Source organism: Porphyromonas sp. C0041D3 (genome assembly GCF_056590575.1).
Genome location: NZ_JBWPWJ010000006.1, coordinates 78,854 through 99,591, shown reverse-complemented (window position 1 = coordinate 99,591; position 20,738 = coordinate 78,854). Strand labels below are relative to the sequence as shown.

The window sequence follows — 20,738 nt, the reverse complement described above, 5'->3', positions numbered from 1 at the left end:
CCGATGGCCGGGGTCTACGTCCATATCCCCTTCTGCAAGACGAAGTGTCCCTACTGCGACTTCTACTCCGTCACCAACCTCCACCCCGTCGAGGACTACCTGAGGGCGCTCGCCACTGAGATCGATCTGCGTTCCTACGAGCTGGCGGGAGAGCCGGTGGAGACCATCTACTTCGGCGGTGGCACCCCCTCGCTCCTCAGTGGGCGAGCCATCGGCGACATCATCCGCCGGCTCTGTCGCTCCTTTGACGTCGCTGCCGAGGCGGAGGTCACCCTTGAGTGCAATCCCGGGGACCTCTCCACACTGGGCCTGGACGAGGTGATCGCAGCGGGGGTCAATCGCTTCAGCATCGGTGCACAGTCCTTTGACCCGAGCCTGCTCCGATTCCTCGGAAGGCGTCACACCGGCGAGGAGACGTGGGCGCTCGTCCGAGAGCTCCACCGCCGAGGGGTGAGAAATATCTCCCTCGACCTGATCTACGGCATCCCCGGCTCCACCGAGGAGACCCAAAGGGCTGACCTCGATGCACTGGTCGCCTTAGAGCCGACCCACATCTCCGCTTACCACCTGATCTACGAGGAGGGGACCCCGCTCCACTACCGACTGCGGCGAGGGCGGGTAAGCGCCATCGATGAGGAGGAGAGCCTCCGGCAGTCTCACTATGTCGCTGAGCGACTGCGGTCGGCAGGGTATGAGCACTATGAGATCTCTGCCTATGCCCTCCCCGGCTACCGCTCGAGGCACAATAGCTCCTACTGGCACGGGATCCCCTACATCGGTCTCGGACCGGGCGCGCACAGCTACATCCACCCCTGGAGATCCTACGATCCGAGCGACGTCACGCTCTACTGTCGTCAGCTCCTCCGCTCCACCCCCTTCCTCAGTCGCACCTACGAGCGCATCACCCCCGAGATGGCTCTCGAGGAGTACGTCCTGACCCGCCTGCGGACCTGCGAGGGTCTCTCGCTGAGCGAGATGGATAGTCTCTTCGCCTCAGGAGTTAGGGAAAAGGTGCTACAGAGGGCACAGCCCTACTTAGCATCGGGCGATCTGCTGCTTGAGGGCGATCGGCTCCACCTCTCCCTCCACGGGATCGACATCTCCGACGCCATTATCCTTGACCTGATCTAAAGGTCCCTCAGCTGGATCGCCTCCTCATCGGTCTGCCCAAAGATGAAGGCGGGCGGGTCGATCAGGTAGAGCCGCTCTGTGGCGCGCGTCACCGCTGTGTAGAACCACCGGAGGAACGACAGGTCGATCATCTCCGGAGTCAGGTACCCGAAGCTCACAAAGACCTCGCGCCACTGACCGCCCTGAGCCTTATTGCAGGTCATGGCGTAGGCATACTTGATCTGCAACGCATTGAGGTAGGGGTTTTTCCGCATCTCCGAGTAGAGCTGCCGGCGCGACTGCACCCCGGGGTAGTCGAGGGCGACGTTGTCAAAGAGCAGCTGTCGCTGCTCGCCCGTGAGGGCTGCGGTGCCGCTGTAGAGACTCTCTAAGAGGATCTTCGCTGAGATGAAGCCCCCCTCGCCATCCACCAGCTCTGCGTCCCTGAAGGTAAAGCCATACAGCTCCGCCGTACGGCGCGCGTCCCGCACCTCCAGGATCTCGCCGTTGGCGATGAAGCCCCCGGTCTGCTTTCCCTCACCATCCACCGGTTGGTAGAAGTAATTATTCCGCACCACCATCAGCCGCTCGCCCGGCACCACCTCCTCCTCGTAGCCGAGGGTCTGGTGGCGGATGCCTTGGTTGTAGGACTCTGCCTCGCGATTGGACCGCGTGATCAGCACCGTCTCCTCCTGCCCCGCCCTTCGGTAGGACTCCTCCATCAGCTCCGGCAGGTCGTACCCCGAGATGATCCGAACCTCCCCGCCCCTGCGCGGGGTCGCCAGTAGAGGTTCGGTCCACGGCTGCCCCTGCTGCAGGTCAGCGATCCGCTGCCTCAGGTCGTAGCTCGTCAGGACGATCTCGCCGGCGCTCTCCTGCCGCACGATGTCGGTCAGCGTCTCCTCGTAGAGGTGGGAGCAGTAGCCCCGCAGGTAGTCCGGCGAGAGTGCGGGACTCTGCGGCGTGCCGACAGGGGGAAGCTGTGCATCGTCACCGATGAGCACGATCCTGCTGTACGGCACTGAGTGGCAGAAGTCCATCAGGTCATCCAGCAGCCGACCGCTGCCAAAGGAGTCATTCCCCTCGCTCTGATTGCTGATCATCGACGCCTCATCGACCACAAAGACGGTCCCCTGCTGCCCGGCGTTGTACCCGAGGTCGTAGGTGAAAGCGCCTCCCGCTCCGATCCGCTGACGGTAGATCGTCCGATGGATCGTGTAGGCCGGCATGCCGCAGTAGGCGCCCAGCACCTTAGCTGCCCGCCCCGTCGGTGCCAAGAGCCTCACCGGTACGCCCATCGAGACCAGCATCCGGGTCCAGGCACCGACGAGGCTGCTCTTACCCGTCCCCGCATAGCCACGGAGGAGGAAGAGTGAGTCCTCCTCCCCGTGGCGGAGGAAGTCGTCCAGCTTATCGATCACCCGCGCCTGTGACGGCGTCGGGGTGAAGGGGAAGAAGTCAAGTATTGCTGATCGCTCTGTCATACCGCAAATATACCGCTTAGGGAGCGTCCCGCCACACGCTCCATTCTAATACCGATATTAGTGATCTCTAATATCGGTATTAGTGATCTCTAATATCGGTAAAAGAATTGACCGAGGTAACAAACGATCTCTTTCTATGGGTGTGGGATAGCCAGGCCTCAGCGTGAACGGCTGAGATAGATGGATTTCCCAGGTGAGAGCAGGTGTCCTCTGCACTGTCCGACTCGTCCGATAACATAGCGCGCCCGGTGAGCGGGCACCCCGGAGGGGTGCGTTTTTCGTAGCCCGGGTGTCGGAGGGGCGCCGCCCCGACGACCCCGGGAAAGCATAGCCCTCCTTTATCCCCTCGACCCCGCCAGGGGTCGCTCGTAATGGAGGATCGCCCGAGGGAGCGACACCCTGTCGGGGTCGTATCTATAAGGCGTATCGCAGGAGACCCGGGGTCTTCGGCACTTCGTGCCTCGACCACCGGGCTATGCAGAAGGGACCCCTGTCGGGGTCCCTTGCCGGACGGCAGGCGGTGCACCCCTTGTGGGATCGGCAGGATGGGGATGCCTGCTCTGCGACCCACAAGGGGGCGTTATCGTATGCGTCGGCTGATCCACGGGTCATCGGGGCTGCGCCCCTCGACCCGTGGCTATGGAGCGAGCACCCCTCCGGGGTGCAACCCCGGTCCCGCTCCTGCGGAATCGGTGGGCGCGGGAGGTCGGTGAGAGCAGGTGTCCTCTGCGCCGTCCGACTCGTCCGACTTGTCCGACCCGTCCGATAATATAGCGCAACCCAGCCCCTCGGCGATCGGCCGGGATGGGCGGATTTCGCCTGATTTGTAACGTCATCGACACAGACTTGTAATGGGATCTCAACATACACTTATCCACTTTGTCACAGGAGATTAATCGCTTGGTAATATCCCTTTATGACCTTTGCGGTGAAAAATAAACAAGAAGAAATGCTCTTACAGTAATGAAGGCTTACCGTATTACACTCCTGGCGATCATGAGTTGCAGCACAGCTGTAGCGACAGCGATCCCATCACTCGGAAGCAATCGTCCGCTCACTATGGTGGCAGAGCCGGATGGCGACGTCGCCAGTGGCACACTCCATGGCATCATCACCGATGGGGCTACCAAGGAGCCACTCATCGGTGCCACGGTCCGTCTCGAGGGTACCTCTCTCGGCGGGATCACCGATATGGACGGAAAATTTACCATCAACGGCATCCCCAAGGGGGTCTACACCGTGGTGATCTCCTACGTCTCCTACAAGACTGAGCGGATCCCCAATGCCGTGATCGAACCGGGGCAGCGCGCCACGCTCGACTTCACCCTCCGTCCCGATGATGAATTGCTCGACGAGGTGGTGGTGACAGCTAAGGCCAATCGCGAGTCGGAGAATATGCTCCTCCTCGAGCAGAAGCGCGCCCTCATCGCGATCGAGGCGATCGGCGCCATGGAGCTGGATCGCAAGGGGATCTCCAATGCAGAGGCCGCCGTGCAGCAGGTCTCCGGCATCTCCAAGCAGGAGGGGGTGAAGAATGTCTTTGTCCGCGGACTCGCCGACCGGTACAATAGCACCTACCTCAATGGCTTCCCCATCCCCTCGGATGACCCTGAGTACAAGAATATCTCGCTCGACATCTTCGATACCGATATGATCCAGAATATCGGTGTCAGTAAGGCCTTCAGCTCCACCCGTGGCGGTGACGTGGGCGGTGCAGCGATAGACATCAAGTCCAAGCAGCTGCAGGGCGACCACCTCCTCTCCATCGGAGCCGGCGTGGGGGGCAATGCGACACTCCTCGGTCGCGACACCTTCCTCCGTCAGGATGGGGTGAACTACTTTGGCTTCGCCAATCGGACCCAGCCGGATCGCAGCCTCTTCCCCGGCTACGGATCCGAGATCCAGAGTGGTACGGATTACCCCTTCGTCAATAAGCTCCAGCCGGTCAGGGTGCAGGCCCCCGTGGATCACAACCTCAACCTCTCCCTCGGCAAGCGGCTCGACCTCGACAGCGTAGTCCTCGACCTCCTGCTCGTGGGCCGGCACGAGGTGGGCTACTCCTACTCCAATCGTATCAGTCGCAGCTTCTCCACCGTCTTCAATGGCGGGACCACCGGTCTCTGGTACACCAATCAGGAGGGACCGATGTACGACACCGATGTCCGCCAGCTCCTCCTCGGAGACGCCTCGATGCGGATCCTCGACAAGCATACCATCCGCTACACCGGGCTCTTCATCCACTCCTCCAAGCAATTTGTCACTACCCTCGTCGGTCAGCACTCTGAGCACAATCAGGATGGCTCCACGACGCGTCAGCCGGATGGCGACCTGCTCCCCGAGGGATCTGTGCCGATGGAGCTCAATCACATCAGCCTTACCCGCCAGCAGAATAACGACAACCGCCTCCTCATCAATCAGCTCGACACCGACTGGCAACTCACGGATGCGCTGACCCTCAATGTCGGAGCTGCAGCGAATATCCTGCAGGCGTACGAGCCGGATCGTCGGCGCCTCTACATGGTCTTGACTGATAAGGGCTGGATCCCGGACTGGTCGATCAGCAACGACCGCTTCTTCTCCCACCTGAGAGAGAACGACTACAATGTCAAGGCCTCTGTGGAGTGGAAGTTTGCCCCCGAGTCGTTCCTCACCCTTGGCTACAAGGGTCGGTTTATCGACCATAAGTTCAATTCCATTGCCTACAACCTCCTTACCACGGTTTCTGAGGGGTTGGATGCCAAGGGGTACAAGGAGCTGGACTGGGACCGGATCTACAATGCGGAGACCCTGCAAAATAGGGACACCCGCGAGACCCCCTTCTCCAATATCATGCTCAATAACGACGAGTGGTATCAGGCGCTCAAGCAGACACATGTCGGCTACCTGGATGCGGTCTGGAAGGTGACCGATGCCCTCACCCTACAGGGCGGACTGCGGGTGGACCTCCTCCGCCAGCGTGTCTCCACGGGGATCAACTCCGACACCGCCACCTCCACCGTCTACGCCGGCACCGACCCCGACAAGTATAGCATGAAGCCCTTCGTCCTCCCGAGCTTCAACATCCGCTACGACATCAATGACCAGCACACCCTCCGCCTGAGCGCCTCCAAGAGCTACTCTATGCCACGCTTCAAGGAGGTCTCCACCTACAAGTACGTCAATATCGACTTCACCAGCTGCGGCTGGTCCAAGGTGCGCTACTCGGAGCTCTACAACGTCGACCTGAAGTACGACTGGTACTTCTCCCCGAGCGAGCTCTTCACGGTCACCGCCTTCTACAAGCACATCAAGGACCCGCTCTCTCGAGTCTTCCTCGCCGGTACCGCCGGCATCCTCCAGTACGCCAATCCGGCCGACAAGGCTGAGGTGGCGGGCGTGGAGCTGGAGCTGAGGAAGGACCTCCTCAATACCTACAGCATCGCCACAGAGCGGCGACACAAGCTCAGCATGGGCCTCCGCGGCTCCTACCTCTACTCCGATATGATGCTCGACCTGGAGCCCTTCGGTGTGATCAAGAGCGAGCGGACCGAGCTCGAGGGCGCGTCTCCCTGGCTCGCCAATGCCGACCTCACCTACAGCTACTCCAATGCGCGCAACAGCTACACGGGGACGATCCTCTTTGACTACTTCAGTGACCGCCTCTACACCTACGGCACTGTGGGGCAGAATGAGAACGGCATCATCGAGAAAGGCATCGCCAAGCTTAACCTCGTCGGTGAGGCCAACTTCGGCAAGCACTTCTCCGTCAAGATGAAGGTGAATAACCTCCTCAACAGCCCGATCCGCAAGGTCGAGGTGCCGGGAGAGGTACTGCAAAAGACCTACACGGAGTACTACAATGCTCACCCTGAGCTGACAGCTCCTCACGAGCCGGATGCCCCGCAGGTCATCTCGGAGTACCGCAAAGGGGTCAGCTTTAGCCTCAGCGTGGGCTATAAATTCTAAGCAATAAATAATCACTCATTTTCAAATAGGAAAAGACAATGAAAGCACTTACTAGAAGCATCGCCCTCCTCATGATGGGGATCGCTACGCTCAGCCTTGCCACCTCCTGCAAGGAGGATGACAACAAGAAGCCCGAGGTGAAGAAGGAGCAGGCCTCCCTCAAGGGGAATATCTCCGCCGATCGCACCCTCGACGCTAAGGTCGCTTACACCCTCGACGGAGCTCTCTTCGTCAAGAAGGGCGCCACCCTCACCATCCCGGCCGGTACGGTCATCACGTCGGAGACAGGATTTGATAAGTACATCCTCGTAGAGCAGGGTGCCAAGATCAATATCCAGGGTACGGCACAGAGTCCCGTCACCCTCACCGCTAAGGACAAGAAGCCCGGCGCCTGGGGCGGACTGGTCATCAATGGCTACGCTCCCCTGACATCCAGCCAGAAGAGCGCCAAGACGGAGATCAACCCCGAGTACCCCTATGGTGGTGATAACCCCGCAGACAACTCCGGCTCCATCACCTACCTCCGTCTGGAGTATTGCGGTGCGCAGAGTAACGACGCTGTGGAGCACAACTCTCTTACCCTCAATGGTGTCGGTAGCGGTACTAAGATCTCCAATATCTTCGCCTATATGGGTGCAGATGATGGAGTAGAGTTCTTCGGCGGTGCTGTCAGTATCGACAACTTCCTCGCTGTCAATATGGATGACGATATGTTTGACGTCACTCAGGGCTGGTGCGGTAAGCTCACCAATGCCTATGGCGTCTGGGAGGATGGTCACGTCAGCACCGAGAAGGACCCCCGCGGCTGTGAGGTGGACGGTAACCACGACGGCAACTATGCCGGCGATAGCCATCAGTCCAACTTCACGATCGAGAATATCACCATCCTCCTCGCCCAGAAGCCCTCTCAGGACAAGGGGCAGTTTGCCAACGACATCTTCAAGATCCGTCGTGGCGCCACCGCTAAGATCATCAATGCCCTCGTTAAGGGTCAGGGTCAGGCAGAGAACTTCATCAACACCACCGACAAGCTCGGCAATGGTACTCTCACCATTACCTACAATAACCAGCTCACCACGCCTCTCATGGGTAAGCTGATCAAGACCGGCGCAGAGAGTGAGGTCAATGCCTCCGAGGACAAGAGCCTCAAGGGCTGTGATCCTGCTCTCTTCGCATGGACGGGATACAAGTTCCCGGACGTCAAGTTTGAGAGCCTCAAGGGCAACATCGCCAAGGACATGACCCTCGATGCCTCTGTCGCCTATATGCTGGATGGCCCTCTCTTCGTGAAGAAGGGTGCCACCCTCACCATCCCCGCAGGTACAGTGATCACCGCCGGTCAGGGATTTGATAAGTATCTCCTCGTGGAGCAGGGGGCCAAGATCATGGTCAAGGGTACCGCTGAGAAGCCTGTCATTATGACCGGCATCGAGAAGCGCGCTGGCTCCTGGGGCGGACTGATCATCAACGGCTACGCTCCCCTTACCTCCGGTCAGAAGAGTGCCAACACCGAGATCAATCCGGAGTACCCCTACGGCGGTGACCAGCCTGAGGACAACTCCGGCTCCATCGAGTACCTCGTCCTCGAGTACTGTGGTGCGCAGGATAATGACAACGTGGAGCACAACTCCCTCACCCTCGATGGAGTCGGCAGCGGTACCAAGATCGCCAATGTCTTTGTCTACGCTGGTGCAGACGATGGCGTGGAGCTCTTCGGTGGATCAGTCTCTGTGGAGAACTTCCTTGCCGTCGATATGGACGACGATATGTTTGACGTCACCCAGGGCTGGTGTGGTAAGCTCACCAATGCCTACGGCGTCTGGAGAGATGGTCACGTCAGCACCGAGAAGGATCCCCGTGGCTGCGAGGTGGACGGTAACCACGATGGTAACTACCCCGGCGACAGCCACCAGTCCAATTTCGTGATGGAGAACCTCACCATCGAGCTGGCTCAGGCTCCCTCTAAGGACAAGGGGAAGTTTGTCAACGACGTCTTCAAGATCCGTCGCGGTGCCACCGCCAAGATCCTCAACGCCCTCGTCAAGGGTCAGGGTCAGGCTGAGAACTTCATCAACACCACCGACAAGAAGGGCAACGGTACCCTCACCATCACCTACAACAATCAGCTCGCAACCCCTGTCTTCGGCAAGCTGATCAAGAGTAAGGATGCGAAGGAGGTGGATGCCAAAGAGGACAAGAGCCTCAAGGGCTGCGACAGCGCCCTCTTCGGCTGGACTAAGTATGACTTTGAGAAACACACATACAATCGTAAGTAAGTAAAAGGAAAGCAGAAGAATAGGCATAGATCCATTCATACTGTAAGATAAAAGGAGTCCGGAGGTCGTGTCTCGTGAGAGATACGGCCTCCTTTTTTTCTGTGCCGACCGACAATATGATGCGTCCGGCATTGATGCACCCCGGAGGGGTGCATCCCCGACCTCGCACCTCCCTCTCGGCGACCCCAAGGGGTCGTGGCGTATATGTGTATGCTTATACATCGGTCGTCGGCACTGCGTGCCTTGACCGATGCCTATGGAACGAGCATCCCGGAGGGGTGCAGCCCCGCCCTACCGTGATCGGCTGAGATGGATGAATTTCCTAGGTGAGAGCAGGTGTCCTCTGCACCGTCCGACCCGTCCGATAACATAGCGCGTCCGGTGAGCGGGCACCCCGGAGGGGTGCGTTTTTCGTAGCCCGGTGGTCGGAGGGGCGTAGCCCCGACGACCCCGGGAAAGCATAGCCCTCCTTTATCCCCACGACCCCGCCAGGGTGTCGCTCGTAATGGCGATCGTCAGAGGGAGCGACACCCTGTCGGGGTCGTATATATTATGGCGTATCGCAGGAGACCCGGGGTCTTCGGCACTTCGTGCCTCGACCACCGGGCTATGCAGAAGTGACCCCTGTCGGGGTCGTTATCGTTTGCATCGGCTGATCCACGGGTCTTCGGCACTGCGTGCCTCGACCGATGCCTATGGAGCGGGCATCCTTCGGATGCAGGCATACCATTCATTTGATGGCTTTCATTTCCTCCGACCCGTCCGACCCGTCCGATTCGTCTGACTCGTCCGATAATATTGCGCCCCCTTGCGGGTAGGCGGGATGGGGGTGCTTCCTCCTGCACTCTTCACGATGAGAGGAATGGCTTCTGTACCACTCTCCAAGGGGCAAAAAAAGCCCTCGCCCCATCCGGTCGGATGGGGCGAGGGCTGTAGATAGCGGTATGGAGGCTCTATCAGAAGAGGTAGCTGAAGCCGGTGCTGACGTAGATCGGGTAAAGCTTGGTCGTCAGAGCGGTGAAGGAGCCGGGGAAGATGGGGGTGAAGGAGGCTCTCAGCTCACCGTAGACGAGGAAGTGGCGGTAGGCGCGCCAGCTGCCGCCCACCTGCATACCTGCCTCGAAGCGGCTTAGCTCGCCGGAGAAGTCGTAGGTCGCCTGCTTGTCAGCGGGGAAGTCGACCCGCTCACCGACGGGCGACCCCATGCGGAAGTGCCCGTCGGTGACGTGTCCGGTGAAGCTGCCATCGAAGCGGTAGCCGGCGTAGAGGCCCGCCTGCACCTTGCCGTAGTCATTGATCTTATAGGCGGCGCTGATGGGGAGGACGATGGAGGAGGCGGCGTAGTTGCTCTCGACGTACCCGGTCCAGTTGCCCGACACCTCGGCGCCCTCACCGAGGAGGAGCGAGGTGTGGTAATTCTTTACCCGGGCACCGGTGACCATGCCCTTTTGCTCCATACGGAGTCCCATCACCAGCCCCCAGTGGGGGTCAAACCACTTGGTCGCCTGACCCTCGACGTGGACGTTGAGCTTGGGATTGTACTTCTCCACACCACGGATCTCCCGGGGCATGGGGATGGGGGCGGTGCCGCCCATGGAGAGTCCGGCACGGAGCTCAAAATTCCACCCATGGCGCAGGGCGGCGAGGATATTCTTGTCACGAGCCTCCTGCCCCATGACGAGGGAGGCGGTGGCGAGGAGTAGGAGCGTGGTGTATATCAGTCGTCTCATTTGATTACTCAAAGTATAGGTTCATCTCATCCACGAAGAGCGTGCTACCGATGGCGCCCACGAACTCTGCGCCATCCCGGCTGGAGGTCATCACGATGGTGAGCTTGTAGCGGCCGTCCTCCAGCTTGGCAGGGTCGATGCTCTTGCCCTCCACCGGCTCAAAGGGGAGCTCAAAGTGGATCCACTCGTCGCTCTCCTTGGGGTCCTTGAGCTGAGCGGTGAGGACGATATTGGGTGAGGTGAGGACATTGCCTCCGTCGAGGTAAGGGGTCTCCTTGTCGGTCTCGAAGAAGACGGCATAGATCGCCGGGAGGTCCCTCTTGCCCGCAATCTCCTTGGAGTCCTTGTCGGTCAGTTTGTCGCCTGACTTGTACTTGTAGTATCCTGTCAGCATAAGCGGCTTGCGGGACTCCGGGATGCCAAAGAGAGTTGTCCTAAGATGATTGCTCATGGCCTCATTGACATTGAAATCTCCGAGGAAAAGAGTCCCGGGGGCAATGGGCTTACTGAACATCGCACCGAAGCTCCCGGTACTGAGCGTGGCGAGCTTAGCGCACTTCCCACGATAGCCACTCTGATCCTGTGTCACGGGATAGACTGAGGGATCCTTGGGATCACAGGAGGGATCGAGGGCGAGTGAGAGCATAAAGCCTTCGTTAGGGCTTGACCACTTGAGCCCGTCAGAGATAGTAAATTCATAGAAGAGCTCGTCTCCGGTGTCGCGCTTCTTATATCGGCTCACCGTCTCAAAGTCAAAGTGTCCCGGGGCGGGTCGCGAGGAGGCGATGGTGACGGTGTACTCCTTCGTCCATTGTTTATCCTCCGAGGTGACGGTATAGGTGACGGGCCGGGTAAAGTCTTGCTTGCTGCCACTCGCCGGGGAGATGGTAGCGCCGGGGGTGAGCGTAAAACTCAGCGCCACGGCGGAGCGCTCGACCCACGGCTCTGCCTCGATCTTGATGGCGGTATTGGTGATGAGGGGCTTCTCCCTCGGGGTGATCCCCTCCACCTCGACGGAGAGGATGTCTGCCTCCGCATTAGGTGCCTCGGGGCGGATGCAGGAGTCGAGGCCGACGAGCAGGAGAGTAAGAAGGCTGATCATCGGGATCAGCAGGTGCTTTGACTTGCTCATATTCATATCTGTTTTCTTGAAAAAGAAGTACAAAGATAAGGGAAAAACAGATACTCAGAGCCGGCGCTTGACGACAGCAGGGTTGCCGGCGGCGAGGCAGTCGGCGGGGATGTCCCGTGTGACGACGCTCCCGGCAGCGATGACCGAGCGGTCACCGATCGTCACCCCGGGGCAGACGATCACGCCGCCGCAGAGCCAGCAGTCCTCACCGATGGTGATCGGGTGGGCGGTCTCCACGGGACGACGTCGCTCCTCAGCATCCATCGGGTGGGAGGGGGTATAGAGCTGACACTTCGGCCCGATGCAGATATGTTCTCCGACATAGCTGTACACCTCTAGGAGCCAGGACTTAAATGCATTGTGGAACGTGATAGGCGATAGGGTCTGGAAGACAGCGCAGAACACATTGTGCGAAGGTGTGTACCTCCTGAGTACCTTTCCCGAAATCTTGAAATAGAGTTTCCTCAAGTCTTTCTGATGAATCTCGGCATAGTCCTCCATCGCATGCCACGAAGTTTGGTTGCACATCATTGTGCAAAAAGCCACAAGCAAAAGGTAATCAATGGGATAAACCAGATGATTTCCTTTCCTGAACTCAGGAATGAGCGAGATGACCGAGAGCAAATTATTCATACCTAATAACGCTTAAAAAGAGAGACAAACGATTGATTATCAGGTATAAAGATACGAATAATTCTTAGGCTGTGCAAGCTTAACGCCCTGATTTTCAGACATTTTTCTCGTTTTTGCTCAGGAAGACCTCAGGCAAATCCAAAAACGTCAGCCCTGTACCGGTATGAGTTCGCCTTGCCGGGGTAGACTAATTTGATAATTGGAGAAAAGGAGAGATAAAATACTCACTTCTGAGTATGTCCGGCGAGGGAAAGAGTTCCTACCTTTGCACAATGATCTGACCATGCTGTATATAGAGACATACCGACAATTGTCAGGAAGAGCTGAGCAGCTCAAGAGGCTGTTTATCGGCCTCTTCCTCATCGTCGTACTTGCCTCGCAGCTGATGATGGTAAGGATCCATATCGACTCCCCGTCACACCAGGTACACGTAGCCTCTCAGATGACGCAGGAGAGTGGGTATGCGGATGTCGGCTCTCTCTGCGTCCTGCAGCTAATGGAGAGCACCATGTATGAGGATCTGGTCGAGATCCCCTACGTGGCCAGAGTCGAGGGCTTCGTGCTTGCCCTTGCGATGACGGAGTGTGTCACTCCGCTGCTACCGCTCACGGACCAACCCGCTCTCCGGGCTCCTCCGACTCGAGTGGCAGCGTAATCCCCTGCACTCACCTAACGCTCTCCTACGGGAGATCCATAGCCTTTAGCCCCTATCCTGATCTAGGGGTAGTAGTCACCGCTCACTTCGCTCTCATAGTGGTGGACCATCGGGCATATCGCCCCACGACTCCTCAAGAGCTGCAACTAGCTCTCGATACACTCATAATATACGTAATACCATGACCAAGCATATCGGTCTCTCGCAGAGACCTAATACGCTGATGCTTCTCCTCATCCTCCTGCTGGCAGGATGGGCATACAGCAGCCATGCGGAGGAGAAGACCCGCAGGCTCACACTTTGCGTCCTCGATAGTGCGACCGGAGACCCGATCCCTGGTGCTATCGTACGCTCCGAGGAGGCACTCAGTGCCCAGCCCACCGATCCACAGGGACACTGTACCCTATCCTTCCCCATCACTAAAAAGCGGGTGACGCTCACCACCTCTTACCTCGGATACAAGAGTGACAGCCGCACGATCTCACTCTCGGAGGTACGCGGAGTCCTGACGATCCGTCTCGAGGAGGATGCTACTCTGATTGACGAAGTGGTGGTCCAGGGAGATCTCCGGCAGACCAGTATCCTCCAGCAGACAATGAAGATCGACCCTAAGACGCTGGAGAAGTCAAGTACCCTCACCCTCGGACAGCTCCTGGAGACAGTACCAGGTGTAAGCACCATATCCAGTGGCAGCACGATCTCCAAGCCAGTGATCCAGGGAATGCACTCGGGACGTATCCTACTGCTCAACAATGGGGTGCGACTCGACAGTCAGAGCTGGGGCTCAGATCACGCTCCGGAGATCGACCATACTGGTGCTACTAATGTAGAGGTTGTGAAGGGTGCGGAGTCGGTTCGCTACGGCTATGGTGCCATAGGAGGAGTCGTACTCTTTAGTCAGGCGGAGCTCCCTTACGGATCCAAGAATCTTCGTGTCTCCGGCACGACTGACCTCGGGTACGACACCAATGCTCACGCCTACAGTGGCACCGGCAGTATCGAGATGGGCTGGAGGAGTCTGGGGCTTCGTCTCCACGGACTCTACCGTCGGGGTGGGGACTACTCTACGGCGGAGTATATCCTTAATAACACCGGTTACACCAATATCAGTCTTTCGGCACTTGCAGGCTGGAGCAATGGAGCGATCACAGCCACACTCTTCAGCAGTCTCTTCTACGCCCGTAATGGCATCTACTACGCCAGTCGAGTCTCCGACATAGACCAGTTACTAGCGCGCTTCCTTGCTGGACGTCCTGACGAGCGGTCACTACGGCCCTTCTCCTACGAAGTGGAGCCTCCATTTCAGCAGTCACAGCACTTTATGCTCAAGGGAGAGGTAAAGTGGCAGGTGAGTGAGGCACACAAGCTCCGACTGATCCTCTCTCATCAGGATAATCTGAGGTGGGAGTTTGACAAGCGAACCAAGGCGGACTGGAGCCGGATCCCCATGCAGGACCTGATCCTCTCCACAGAGCGCAGTGACCTCTCCTGGGTCGCTCAGTGGGGCGGTCCCTTGGCACTGAAGACTGAGTCCGGTCTTTCAGGCACCTATCAGCGTAACTATAACTATCCGGGGACGAAGCAGCCCGCATTTATCCCCAATTATGCCGCTCTCACGCTGGGAGGATACATACTGCAGGACGCTACATTCCTTGAGCGACTGCGCTGCTCGGTCGGTATGAGATACGACTTTAGGGCAATGGATGTCCGTGGATACACTTCGCTAAGCAAGTATAGGTATTACTCGGACTTCAAGGTCTATAGTAACTTCACGGCCAGTCTGGCTCTGCACTATCAGATCAGTGATGAAGCTGATCTCAGAGGTAATATCGGCTGGTCCTGGAGACCCCCGGACATCAACGAGCTCTACGCCACAGGACTCGAGCATGGCACCTACTGGGTGGTGGGCAATCACCAGCTGACAGCAGAGCACGGCTACAAGTCTGTCCTTGGTGGACGGTGGCACAATGAGTGGCTGTCTGTGGAGCCCAGTCTCTTCTACCAGCATATCGACAACTATATTTATGATGCGATAGGCAAGGGGCTGGAGCGCTTCCATAATCATCCAAGCGGGAAGTATCCTCGATTTATCTACGGACAGGACGATGCCAGGCTCTATGGTGGTGACCTGACACTCTCTGCTATGCCACTGCAGGGACTGACCCTGACGGGCAAGGGTGAGTGGATCCGCGGACGTAATGTGACCCGCTCCGAGTGGTTACCCTTTATGCCAAGCGACCGTTATGGTCTCTCATGCAGCTATGGCACTTCGCTTGGCTCGGATGACCAGTACCATACTTCCGTCTCTCTCTCGACGATATACGTGACAAAGCAGAAGCACTTCAATCCTGAGAAGGACCTCGTCCCCGAAACTCCTCCCGCATACACGCTACTCAATGGCAGCGCAGAGTTTTCAATGGATCTACCAGGTGGACGTGAAGTGAAGCTGATGCTGGTAGGGGACAATATCCTCAATACCCTGTATAAGGAGTACACAGACCGCTTTCGCTACTATGCCCATGCGAGAGGCGCCAATTTCTCGCTGCGCACGATTGTAAAATTCTGATACCACCCCTACCATGATAAAGACAAGACATATACTCATACTCCTTACTCTTTCGCTTCTCCTCATCGCCTGCTCGGACGATAAGGTGGACGCCCTGATGAAGAAGATAGTCGTAGCTCCGCCTGCCTATATTGAGCGAGACATCAAGGGACATGAGCAGATCTACTCCTGGCAGGTGATCCTACGCCTCGCTCGCAGGATGGGTCCGACAGAGCTGTCAGGAGGATCGACGGTCGAGCTTTATAAAGCCTACGACCTAAGTCATAGAGAGACTCCGATCCCGGTCTACCAGGACATCACCTTCAGAAAGGATGAGAGCGGCAATATCACCATCAGCTCCGAGCGGAAAGCCTTTGAGGTGGTACGGTCAGACCGCTTTTGCTACGCCATGGAGATCCGCTACTTCGACGCCAACGGGATACTGATCAACCACCAATTCGCTCAGTACGATCCCAATGATCCGGACAACTCCACCCTATGCGTCCACCAGCACTTCTTCACTATCCGCCAAAACTCCCTTGATGGTGGGCAGCTGGTTTATCCAATGACTCTGGACAGCCTATACTACGACCGATTCCTCTTCGAGGGAGAGTCGCTCAGCCACGCAAGTCTCATCTCCGCTGGTGGTGTCTATACTCCTGAGGACTATACTGTCGGTTCCGGTATGCTCCGGTATGACCGGATGCTAGCAGAGATGGCGGTTGAGAATACGATGACCAGTCGTGCCACCCAGCCACTAACGCATGACGGACATAGGTATGTCCTCGCTGAGACAATTCAGACTCCTGAGCTTAATCAGCGGGTCCCGGAACTCTTCTCCTACGAATACCGTGACACAGACCCCGTCGAGGAGCAGCTCGGGGAACCACTAGAAGAGAGTGATGACCTAGGACGCAACCGTGCCGGAGGCGTGGTCGTGCCACTCCGTCAGAAGCGTGAGTATGCCAGTCCTGGAGTGGATCTAGATCGGCTGGGATTCAAGGGGCTGATCCGCTTCGGCATGGGAAACGTCTGCTTCCAGATGCGAGTCAGTATCTGCCACATACAGGATCGAGTACAGGTGCCTGCGGGACTAGTCTTAGGCAAGTATGCCAATACTGCCGCACCCGGAGGACTCTACGACCACTACGAACTGCAGTCCTCGTGGAATACCTTCGACATCGACTACCCTGTCCCCTTCATCGTCCTTGGAGATGTCGCTAATCGAGAGCAATGCCGCGCCTCCATCCTGAGGTATTATGCGGATCGGGGACGAGAGGTGGACGAGAGTGCTCTGGAGGAGATGCTCTGGGGCGATGATAGCTACTTTACCGGCATCCCCGGTACCACCTTCTGAGAGATTACCATGAGACGAATACAATACCCTATATTACTCCTCACCTTCCTACTATCGCTTACCGGCTGCCAGAAGTTTATCTTTGGGGACATATCGGTTAGCTACGAGAATAATCCTCTCGAGCAGAAGAAGACTCCCCGTACCGGTGCTGACCTCTACGAAGCCCCAAGGGTGACTACTCCTATAGCCAATCCTGATCCGGATGGAGCGCTGAAAGACTGGGCCACATGCCTGGTCATGCTTAAAGAAGGGCACCCACACGGTGGTGGTAAGCTGCATGGTAACTTTGTCTATGATAAGGCACCATGGCGACAGGAGGAGTTTGTGGTGATCCATAATACACCCTCCGGCAAGCCCTCCATCGAAGTGCTACGCTCCAGTACCGCCACCTATGCAGAGACGCTTCGAGGAGCTGAGGGACCGGACTACCTCCGAGTCATTGGGGGAAAGAGCAAGCTCTGGGGGCTCTGCCTCTACTTCTTCGACAAGGAGGGGAAGCGAATCAATGACCGGATCTATGAGATGTCCGACCGGTACCAGATTTTCTATACTGTAAGTGATCTCGATAGCATCGGTAGGCCCTACGCAGTGATGGATGTGAGGTACAATGGAGATAAGGATCCCCAGACAGGGGCACCCATAGTGCATCCCGTCCCATCGGAGTTCTTTGCTGACAAGGAGACCTTCGAGGCACGTGCCGCAGCCACTCCGGAGATATTCCGCTACATCTACCGCGATACCTGGACAGAGGCGGATATGTCGGATGGCGTGAGGGAGCTCTTCAATATCCGGCTCCTCCCTCCTCTCGGTCGCAACGATGAGCGAGCCTCTGCGCCCTATGATCAGGACTGCGTTGGACTAAAGGGTCATTTCCTCTTTGAGTCGCAGGTCTCTGAGGGAGTCGATGCCCGGTACGCCGGTACTGATAAGGCATGGACTATCACTCTGACGGATGGTCGTCCATACACACGATCGACCTACCTTCTACCACAGTTTTTCCTCTCCATACGAGTAATGAAGTGTCCGGAGGGGAAGAAGGTGCGACGTCCCATGCCGACCAATAACGCTGGTGAACCTATGGGCTATAGTAAGCTGGTCTGTGATCCCTACTATGCTCCGGACATGTCATCAGGCTGGGAGGAAGTGACTCGCTTCAATATCCCACTCAAGGTCTACACAAACGCCTACGACTCTGACCCCACACATACTGATCCTAACGAGCCCTACTACTTTCATCTCGGACTTGAGATAGGTCTTAGTCCCACAGAAGCCTATAAGGCGGTCAACAATCTGATCACTCATGGGAGCGGTGGGGCAGGTTACGGCGCATGGTTCCTATAACTCGAATTATTACTTTTCAAAACTCTATACAACATCTACTTATGAGATATTACACTACGCTCACGCTCCTCATCACCTGTATGGTGATTGGTCTCACCGGATGCCGCCGCGATGGCATCCCTACGGGTGGAGAAGGGAATACCACTGAGGAGAGCAAGCAGACAGACCTACGCATCCTGGAGGTATACTACGCCGGATCGGAGTACTCCCGAGTCGCCGAGGGAAAGAGGTACGACACTGAGTACACCGATGATGCTTTCATCAAGATCTACAATCCTACCAAGGAAGTAAAGTATCTTGACGGGATGCTCATCGCCACAGGTAGCCTTGACCCCGCAGCCAATATAGAGGTCACGGCGACTGACGGCAGCTCCTCCGGGACAGCCGACTACTATCTCAAAAACTTCCTTGTAGGCTCGATGCTTCTCTTCCCCGGTAGCGGCACAGAGCATCCGGTCCAGCCCGGCACCGCAGTGATCATCGCTAAGAGGGCAATTGATCACAAGGCCACTTTTGCCAAGCAGCTGACAGAGTACGGTGAAGATTTAGGGACCTATGACCTCTCCAAGCTGCTCGACCTCCATCAGGCTAAATATAGCTGGACTGAGGGCTCTGGTGAGATCTGGGTACATGAGGTCTTCAATGCCGGCGGCATTGAGTCCTCGGAGGAAGCAGCCAACGCCTGGGACCCTGAGGAGATGAACGACTTCTCCATCTCCGGGAAGACCGCTCTTGCTCTGATACGCCCCACTGTCGAGATCAACAAGATCAAAGAGGCATTCCTGAAGGAGTGCAAGCTCCCCGCATCAGACCGGGAGAAGGCGGTCTACTACAGAGATATCTACTTCAAGTCGACCCACCACTCCAGCCGCAAGGTCGGACTCCTCTTACCTAATGATCAAGTGATCGATGCAGTCGTCATCTGCCCAATGAAGGAGAAGAAGATGCAGATACTCAACCTCTCCCTCGACAAGGGCTTCCATGGTGTACAGCAGTCCTCTGGAGATACGAGGTCTACGTATGCCGGTAAGTCGATCGTCAGGAAGTGGGATGGCAAGGGCTTTGTCGATGAGGACAACTCAACCAGTGACTTCGAGGTAAAACCGGTTAATCCTACCACCACTATCATACGGGACTGATCATCCCGACCAGGAGCAAAAGAAAAGCCCCCCTGCAGAGCCTGGACTCTGCAGGGGGGCTTTTCTTTTGCTCTCATTGGCGATCGCTCCTATCTAATACCGGTATTAGTGACTACTTATACCGGTATTAGTCCTCTCTATTACCGGTAATAGAGTAACCGCTCAGGGGGAGGGACTCAGGTCGGGTGGAGAGGCGGTCCGGAGATGGCGCTTGACGACAGCAGGATTGCCGGCGGCGAGGCAGTCGGCGGGGATGTCCCGTGTGACGACGCTCCCGGCGGCTATGATCGAGCGGTCTCCGATCGTCACCCCGGGGCAGACGATCACACCGCCACCGAGCCAGCAGTCCTCACCGATGGTGATCGGGTGGGCGGTCTCCACGGGACGGCGTCGCTCCTCAGCATCTATCGGGTGGGTGGGGGTATAGAGCTGACACTTGGGACCGATGCGGGTGTGGGCGCCGATGGTGATCAGACCGCCGTCCAGCAGGACGCAGTCGGCATTGATGAAGACCTCCTCCCCGAGCCGGATCCCGTGACCGTGGTCGCAGAAGAAGGGCGGGATGATCGTGGCACTCTGCGGGATACCGGGGATCAGCTCCTCCAGCACAGCCCGGTAGTCGGGGTGCCCGGGGTAGAGGGATCGGAGACGACAGCAGAGGCGGGAGGCGTGGCGAAAGCTCTCCGCCAGCTCGGGCGAGGAGTAGTCGTAGAGCCGCTCGCCCCGCATATCATCGAGTAGGCTCATCAGAGCACGTAGAGGCTGTGGATCGCCTCTCTCGGCTCCGCAGCACCGAAGACATAGCTCCCCGCCACCAGCACATCGGCACCAGCAGCGACCAACTTCGCCCCGGTCTCGGCATTGACGCCGCCATCCACCTGGATGAGGAGGTCAGGGGCAAGGGCGCGGAGGCGACGGACTTTGTCTAGTGCCCGGGGGATAAACTTTTGCCCCCCAAAGCCGGGATTGACACTCATGATCAGCACCATATCGACAGCGTTGAGGATGTCCACGAGCGTCTCTACCGGTGTGGCGGGATTGAGCGCCACGCCGGCCTTGCAGCCGAGGTCGTGGATCTGCGCCACCTGTCGATCGAGGTGGACGCACGCCTCCTGGTGGACCGTGATCATATCTGCCCCGGCATCGGCAAAGGCTCCCACATAGAGCTCCGGGTGCTCGATCATCAGGTGACAGTCGACCACCTTCTTCGTCGCGGGGCGGACTGCCTTCACGACCGGGATGCCGTAGGAGATATTGGGTACGAAGTGACCATCCATGATGTCACAGTGGACCCACTCCGCCTCACTCTCCTCGACCATATGGATCGCCTCACCGAGGCGAAGGAAGTCTGCTGAGAGGATGGAGGGGGCGACGATGGTATGTTTCATGAC

Annotated in this window: 14 protein-coding genes; 8 read left to right on the top strand and 6 right to left on the bottom strand. The window is 57.6% G+C overall.

What is annotated here, in order from left to right; all coding sequences use genetic code 11:
• Positions 1-3: 3 nt before the first annotated feature.
• Positions 4-1,131, top strand: coding sequence for a radical SAM family heme chaperone HemW (gene hemW, locus AC1EKE_RS05795; protein WP_480308640.1), 1,128 nt, complete (start codon positions 4-6; stop codon positions 1,129-1,131).
• Here hemW and AC1EKE_RS05790 read toward each other — a convergent pair.
• A complete protein-coding gene (locus AC1EKE_RS05790; protein WP_480308639.1) occupies positions 1,128-2,594 on the bottom strand; it encodes an ATP-dependent DNA helicase in 1,467 nt (488 codons plus the stop codon). The two genes, hemW and AC1EKE_RS05790, sit on opposite strands and share 4 nt — an antisense overlap.
• Before the next feature lie 963 nt (positions 2,595-3,557).
• Here AC1EKE_RS05790 and AC1EKE_RS05785 point away from each other — a divergent pair.
• Together AC1EKE_RS05785 and AC1EKE_RS05780 are read left to right on the top strand one after the other, a co-directional pair.
• Positions 3,558-6,539 carry a TonB-dependent receptor gene (locus AC1EKE_RS05785; RefSeq protein ID WP_480308638.1) on the top strand — a complete coding sequence of 994 codons (2,982 nt, stop codon included), beginning with the start codon at positions 3,558-3,560 and terminating at the stop codon, positions 6,537-6,539.
• Positions 6,540-6,577: 38 nt separating this feature from the next.
• Entirely contained in the window at positions 6,578-8,815 is a 2,238-nt protein-coding gene (locus tag AC1EKE_RS05780; protein WP_480308637.1) for a hypothetical protein, read from the top strand.
• Between the two features lie 956 nt (positions 8,816-9,771).
• Here the strand turns inward: AC1EKE_RS05780 and AC1EKE_RS05775 are convergent.
• Genes AC1EKE_RS05775 through AC1EKE_RS05765 form a run of 3 tightly spaced genes read right to left on the bottom strand, consistent with a single transcriptional unit; the run spans position 9,772 to position 12,310 of the window.
• On the bottom strand, positions 9,772-10,545 hold the full coding sequence (locus AC1EKE_RS05775; RefSeq protein ID WP_480308636.1) for a porin family protein: 774 nt from the start codon (positions 10,543-10,545) through the stop codon (positions 9,772-9,774).
• Positions 10,546-10,549: 4 nt separating this feature from the next.
• Positions 10,550-11,677: a PCMD domain-containing protein gene (locus AC1EKE_RS05770; protein ID WP_480308635.1), complete on the bottom strand. Its 1,128-nt coding sequence runs from the start codon at positions 11,675-11,677 to the stop codon at positions 10,550-10,552.
• Between the two features lie 54 nt (positions 11,678-11,731).
• Positions 11,732-12,310, bottom strand: coding sequence for a transposase family protein (locus AC1EKE_RS05765; protein WP_480308634.1), 579 nt, complete (start codon positions 12,308-12,310; stop codon positions 11,732-11,734).
• A 310-nt stretch (positions 12,311-12,620) separates the two neighbouring features.
• On the opposite strand from AC1EKE_RS05765, the gene AC1EKE_RS05760 reads away from it, so the two are divergent.
• From AC1EKE_RS05760 to AC1EKE_RS05740, 5 genes are all read left to right on the top strand, one after another.
• On the top strand, positions 12,621-12,965 hold the full coding sequence (locus AC1EKE_RS05760) for a hypothetical protein (protein ID WP_480308633.1): 345 nt from the start codon (positions 12,621-12,623) through the stop codon (positions 12,963-12,965).
• A 181-nt stretch (positions 12,966-13,146) separates the two neighbouring features.
• Positions 13,147-15,531: a TonB-dependent receptor gene (locus AC1EKE_RS05755; RefSeq protein ID WP_480308632.1), complete on the top strand. Its 2,385-nt coding sequence runs from the start codon at positions 13,147-13,149 to the stop codon at positions 15,529-15,531.
• Positions 15,532-15,544: 13 nt separating this feature from the next.
• Complete coding sequence (locus AC1EKE_RS05750) at positions 15,545-16,867, top strand: hypothetical protein (RefSeq protein WP_480308631.1); 1,323 nt, start codon at positions 15,545-15,547, stop codon at positions 16,865-16,867.
• 9 nt (positions 16,868-16,876) lie between these two features.
• On the top strand, positions 16,877-18,208 hold the full coding sequence (locus AC1EKE_RS05745) for a hypothetical protein (RefSeq protein ID WP_480308630.1): 1,332 nt from the start codon (positions 16,877-16,879) through the stop codon (positions 18,206-18,208).
• Positions 18,209-18,249: 41 nt separating this feature from the next.
• A complete protein-coding gene (locus AC1EKE_RS05740; protein WP_480308629.1) occupies positions 18,250-19,347 on the top strand; it encodes a DUF4876 domain-containing protein in 1,098 nt (365 codons plus the stop codon).
• A 162-nt stretch (positions 19,348-19,509) separates the two neighbouring features.
• On the opposite strand, the gene AC1EKE_RS05735 is transcribed toward AC1EKE_RS05740, so the two are convergent.
• Together AC1EKE_RS05735 and rpe are read right to left on the bottom strand one after the other, a co-directional pair.
• A complete protein-coding gene (locus AC1EKE_RS05735; RefSeq protein WP_480308628.1) occupies positions 19,510-20,094 on the bottom strand; it encodes a sugar O-acetyltransferase in 585 nt (194 codons plus the stop codon).
• Positions 20,094-20,735 (bottom strand): ribulose-phosphate 3-epimerase, encoded by a 642-nt coding sequence (rpe, locus tag AC1EKE_RS05730; RefSeq protein ID WP_480308627.1) that lies wholly within the window; start codon positions 20,733-20,735, stop codon positions 20,094-20,096. Before rpe ends, AC1EKE_RS05735 begins: the two co-directional genes overlap by 1 nt.
• Between the last annotated feature and the right edge of the window lie 3 nt (positions 20,736-20,738).

What these genes read in the sequence shown, in the direction of transcription:
- hemW (WP_480308640.1), top strand. Translation starts at nt 4, where the DNA reads ATGGCCGGGGTCTACGTCCATATCCCCTTCTGCAAGACGAAGTGTCCC.
- AC1EKE_RS05790 (WP_480308639.1), bottom strand. Translation starts at nt 2,594, where the DNA reads ATGACAGAGCGATCAGCAATACTTGACTTCTTCCCCTTCACCCCGACG.
- AC1EKE_RS05785 (WP_480308638.1), top strand. Translation starts at nt 3,558, where the DNA reads ATGAAGGCTTACCGTATTACACTCCTGGCGATCATGAGTTGCAGCACA.
- AC1EKE_RS05780 (WP_480308637.1), top strand. Translation starts at nt 6,578, where the DNA reads ATGAAAGCACTTACTAGAAGCATCGCCCTCCTCATGATGGGGATCGCT.
- AC1EKE_RS05775 (WP_480308636.1), bottom strand. Translation starts at nt 10,545, where the DNA reads ATGAGACGACTGATATACACCACGCTCCTACTCCTCGCCACCGCCTCC.
- AC1EKE_RS05770 (WP_480308635.1), bottom strand. Translation starts at nt 11,677, where the DNA reads ATGAGCAAGTCAAAGCACCTGCTGATCCCGATGATCAGCCTTCTTACT.
- AC1EKE_RS05765 (WP_480308634.1), bottom strand. Translation starts at nt 12,310, where the DNA reads ATGAATAATTTGCTCTCGGTCATCTCGCTCATTCCTGAGTTCAGGAAA.
- AC1EKE_RS05755 (WP_480308632.1), top strand. Translation starts at nt 13,147, where the DNA reads ATGACCAAGCATATCGGTCTCTCGCAGAGACCTAATACGCTGATGCTT.
- AC1EKE_RS05750 (WP_480308631.1), top strand. Translation starts at nt 15,545, where the DNA reads ATGATAAAGACAAGACATATACTCATACTCCTTACTCTTTCGCTTCTC.
- AC1EKE_RS05745 (WP_480308630.1), top strand. Translation starts at nt 16,877, where the DNA reads ATGAGACGAATACAATACCCTATATTACTCCTCACCTTCCTACTATCG.
- AC1EKE_RS05740 (WP_480308629.1), top strand. Translation starts at nt 18,250, where the DNA reads ATGAGATATTACACTACGCTCACGCTCCTCATCACCTGTATGGTGATT.
- AC1EKE_RS05735 (WP_480308628.1), bottom strand. Translation starts at nt 20,094, where the DNA reads ATGAGCCTACTCGATGATATGCGGGGCGAGCGGCTCTACGACTACTCC.
- rpe (WP_480308627.1), bottom strand. Translation starts at nt 20,735, where the DNA reads ATGAAACATACCATCGTCGCCCCCTCCATCCTCTCAGCAGACTTCCTT.